At 60.7% G+C, this 2,063-nt stretch carries 4 protein-coding genes; all 4 read left to right on the top strand.

The genetic code is table 11. The features are described 5' to 3' along the window. Positions 1–392 (top strand): sugar ABC transporter permease (locus EN984_RS32380; RefSeq protein ID WP_164765817.1); only part of this gene is annotated, 392 nt, incomplete at its 5' end. Between the two features lies 1 nt (position 393). Beyond that, a complete protein-coding gene (locus tag EN984_RS32375; RefSeq protein ID WP_127271704.1) occupies positions 394–1,287 on the top strand; it encodes a carbohydrate ABC transporter permease in 894 nt (297 codons plus the stop codon). 46 nt (positions 1,288–1,333) lie between these two features. Beyond that, positions 1,334–1,489, top strand: coding sequence for a hypothetical protein (locus EN984_RS37930; RefSeq protein WP_164748966.1), 156 nt, complete (start codon positions 1,334–1,336; stop codon positions 1,487–1,489). Then, the coding region (locus EN984_RS32370) for a rod-binding protein (RefSeq protein WP_164765816.1) at positions 1,477–2,063 on the top strand (587 nt) is incomplete at its 3' end. The genes EN984_RS37930 and EN984_RS32370, both read left to right, overlap by 13 nt.

Genomic DNA, 2,063 nt, shown 5'->3' with positions numbered 1-2,063 from the left:
GCATTCCTTTCGTGGCCATCACGCTGCTGGCCGGCCTGCAGACGATTCCCCAATCGCTTTACGAGGCCGCGACGCTCGACGGCGCCAGCCGTTGGCAGTTGTTCCGCTATGTGACGCTGCCGCTGCTGACGCCGATCATCGCCATCACCATGACCTTTTCGGTCCTGTTCACCTTCACCGATTTCCAGTTGATCTATGTGCTGACTCGCGGCGGACCGGTGAATGCCACCCATCTGATGGCGACGCTCTCGTTCCAGCGCGGCATTTCCGGCGGCCAGCTTGGCGAGGGAGCCGCGATCGCGGTGGCGATGATCCCGTTCCTGCTAGCGGCGATCCTTTTCAGCTATTTCGGGCTGCAACGTCGTAAATGGCAGCAGGGCGGTGGAGACTGACATGGCCGCGATCGAAACGAACAATCGTCCGAACACGGATGAAGGCGGCATGGGCTATCTCCAGAGCCTGCCCCGGCGCGTGGTCACCGTTTATCTGCCGCTCCTGATCTTCGTCATCGTGCTGCTGTTCCCGTTCTACTGGATGACGATCACGGCGGTGAAACCCAATCTCGAGATGACGGATTATGCCAATTTCAATCCGTTCTGGGTCGTCAATCCGACACTCGAGCATATTCGGTATCTGCTCTTCGACACATCCTATCCGGGCTGGCTTCTCAACACGATCATCATCTCGACCGCCTCAACTTTCCTGTCGCTGCTGGCGGCGGTGTTCGCTGCCTATGCGATCGAGCGCTTGAGGTTTTCCGGGGCGCGGCAGGTCGGCTTGGCAATCTTCCTGGCCTATCTCGTGCCGCCCTCGATACTGTTCATTCCCCTGTCGGTAATGGTGTTCAACCTCGGGCTTTACGATACGCCGTTCGCGCTGATCCTCACCTATCCGACCTTCCTCATTCCATTCTGCACGTGGCTCTTGATGGGCTACTTCCGCTCGATACCCTTCGAACTGGAAGAATGCGCGCTGATCGACGGCGCGAGCCGCTGGCAAATCCTGACCAAGATAGTTCTGCCGCTGTCGGTGCCCGGCCTGATTTCCGCCGGCATCTTCGCTTTCACCCTGTCATGGAACGAATTCATCTACGCCTTGACCTTCATCCAATCGTCCGAAAACAAGACCGTGCCGGTCGGCGTGCTTACCGAGCTCGTACGTTCGGACGTCTATGAATGGGGAGCCCTGATGGCAGGCGCGCTGATCGGCTCCCTGCCGGTGGTGGTGCTCTATTCATTCTTTGTCGAGCACTACGTCTCCTCGATGACGGGGGCGGTCAAGGAGTGAAGCTGAGGCGGAAATCCCACCCTCGGCGGACCATCGAAGCAAGCTCGTGGGTGCCAAGCTGATCGTCAGCTTCCGGCCAAAGGCGACGATGGAAAAATCTGCCCGATGGCGCGAAGCCGGCAGCTTCGATCCGATCCGCGCACTCCGCTCCCTCTCCTTCCCGCAAGCCTGCCACAAGCTTGTTGAGGCATGGTCTGGCTAAGGAAAACCGGTAAAAGGCGGACTTTCTTGGCGATTTCTCCACCCAGCGACATCGTTATGGATGTGGCCCGAGCCGCCGACCCGGCGGATATCGAGACCGCCCGCGCCGCGCTGGCAAAGCGGGCCGGCGGCGCTGCGGGCACGTTTTCACTCGACACCGCCGCTTCGGTCGATGCCGGCTCGATCCTGTCGCGCGCCACCGCCGACAAGGCCGCCGCTGCAACCGACCCGGCCAACAAATTCAAGAAGTTCGAGGCGATGGTGCTGCAGACCTTCATCCAGAACATGCTGCCAAAGGACACCGAGGGCGTCTACGGCAAGGGCCTGGCTGGCGACATGTGGAAATCGCAGCTTGCCGAGCGGGTGGCCGACGTGATGGCCGAACGCGGCGGCATCGGCATCGCCAAGTCGATGCTTGCCGACCACTATCTCGAAGGCAAGCGCGTGGTTCCGGTCGGTCCGGTCTCGGGCGGGTTGGAAAAGACCGAGATCGACCAGCAAAACAGCCTGTCGACCTCGCTGGTCCACCAATTGCAGCGCAAGGCTGCGGGGTCGATGACCGGTGACGAGACGAC

The sequence above is a fragment of the Mesorhizobium sp. M7A.F.Ca.CA.004.12.1.1 genome (assembly GCF_003997835.1).
Taxonomy (GTDB): Bacteria; Pseudomonadota; Alphaproteobacteria; order Rhizobiales; family Rhizobiaceae; genus Mesorhizobium.
Note: the sequence above shows the minus strand (reverse complement) of the source record. Positions and strands in the feature narration are given on the sequence as shown.